The following is a 1,906-nucleotide window of genomic DNA, read 5'->3' as shown; positions in this document are numbered from 1 at the left end:
ACGAAGAAGCCGTGTCGCAGTTCGTAGGAATGGAGGCCAGAGAGCGGTATCTCAATTCGGTGTCTGGGGATCTCGCGCCGAGCCGGGAAATCGTACTCTTGGAACTGGCTGTCGACTACAACGCGACACTCAGGGTCGAGGACGCCGAGGGCGAAGCAATCAAGCTTGTCGTGGATCTTCCGCTTGAAGGCCTGCAAAATTGAGCCCTTACGACCTTCTCCCCCGCTTCAAGGCGCAATACGACGCGAACAATCAGGAGTTCTCCATATCGGGGGTGGTCCGGCCTCAGGCGATCGATGAGCTTGGGCCCAGCATAGCATTGCTTCGCGATGCGATCGACCGTGTGCGCGGCGTTCTCTACGTCAATGTCAGACGCCTGACGCAGATGAACAACGCTGCGTTTCACACCTTTTCGAGGATCATCATTGACGCCTGTCGCGCTCGACCCGATCTCAAATTCGTCGTCATCACGTCAAGCGTCGTCGGATGGACCTCGCGAAAATTCGGTCGCTTGAGCCAAATCGAACCGAACATCACGGTCGAGGAGTATGACAGCGAATTTTATCCAGGGCAGCGCTTCCTCGAGGAAGGCGGGTTCGTACCGATCCTGCGCTCACAAACAAAGATGACCTGGCGCCACGAGCGCGCAATCTTGCCGCGACACGGCATGAGGCCCGGGATCGTCATGGCCGACATCTGTTGCGGGATCGGTGATTTCGCCGTGCTCGCGCAGAAGGAGTTCCAGCCGTCGCGGATCGTCGCCCTCGACCACTCCATATCAAGCCTGAACTATGCTCGACGAGTGATGCGGGAGTTCGACATCCGGGGCATCGAATATACCTATGGCGATGCGTCGGAGATGCTGCTCGACGAAGCGCAGTTCGACTTGGTCACCTGCCGACATTCCCTTCAAATCTTCAATCGACCTGAACTCATTCTCAAGGAGCTCTACCGCATCTGCAAGCCGGGCGGTCGGGTCTATATCACCAACGAGAAGAATTCGCATTGCCTGGGCGAGCCGCGCGCCGAAAGCATTCGTTGGACCTACAACGAGGTGGCGAAGCTGTTCGGGCATTTCGAGATGGACGTCGAGCTTGGACCCAAGAGCCGGCGATACCTGATCGAAGCCGGATTCGAAGACATCCGTATGGAGACCTTCATGGTCACTAACCTGGACGGGGATCCGCAGGACTTCGCCGACGTCATTGCGGCCTGGGCGGACGTCTATGCGGGCGAGATGGCGACCAGACGCGGCGATGGACCGGAGTTCGTCGCACGATTCCGGCAGGGCTTCCAGGACCACATTTTCGCTGCGCTCCACCCCAAGGGTTATACGGGTTGGCCGATCTGGGTCGCATCGGGGCGACGGCCGCAATGAAAGCCGACGATGAGCCTACACCGCGATTCGGCCTGCGCTCCTTTCGAGCAAAATTCGTATTGGTCGTTGGCGGCGCCGTGCTGTTCGACCTCCTTTTGAGCGGTGGCCTGGCGCTTTGGAATGTTCAAAAACTGTCGCGCGACGCCACATCCGAAGTCGGTGAGGGCCTGACGACCGCAAACCAAGAATACATTCGTTCCTATGCCGAATCGACAGCGTTAAGCGTCGACCTGCTGCTCGATCGAGTCCATGGGGACGTCAAGGCGCTGGCGGGCGTGCTGCAGGCCCAGATCGACGATCCAAGCAGGCAACAACAGGTCGGGGCCACGCTTTCGAAGGAGGTGCCCGGCTCCGTGAGGGTCGTCTACGACGCACAGGGCGATTGGGCACAGAACCTGCCGGGAGCGCCTTCCGTGGTCAGCGTCTGGGGCTACCTGCTGGACGCCGACCACAGTCCGCTGCCGAGCGTTCAGCAGGAAATAGAAAACAGTACCGTCATCGATCTCGTCGCGCCGACTCTCATGGCCA

General features: G+C 59.3%; 1 protein-coding gene and 2 pseudogenes. All 3 read left to right on the top strand.

Annotation, left to right across the window (positions count from 1 at the left end; translation table 11 throughout):
- Positions 1-203, top strand: a pseudogene (locus NKH70_RS35595) (ubiquinone biosynthesis methyltransferase UbiE); the annotation flags it as partial.
- Complete coding sequence (locus NKH70_RS35590) at positions 200-1,378, top strand: methyltransferase domain-containing protein (protein ID WP_353027466.1); 1,179 nt, start codon at positions 200-202, stop codon at positions 1,376-1,378. The pseudogene NKH70_RS35595 and the gene NKH70_RS35590, both read left to right, overlap by 4 nt.
- A pseudogene (locus tag NKH70_RS35585) lies at positions 1,375-1,906 on the top strand (SpoIIE family protein phosphatase); the annotation flags it as partial. The gene NKH70_RS35590 and the pseudogene NKH70_RS35585, both read left to right, overlap by 4 nt.

It is taken from the genome of Mesorhizobium sp. M0991, from assembly GCF_040318915.1.
In the GTDB taxonomy this organism is placed as follows: domain Bacteria; phylum Pseudomonadota; class Alphaproteobacteria; order Rhizobiales; family Rhizobiaceae; genus Mesorhizobium.
Note: the sequence above shows the minus strand (reverse complement) of the source record. Positions and strands in the feature narration are given on the sequence as shown.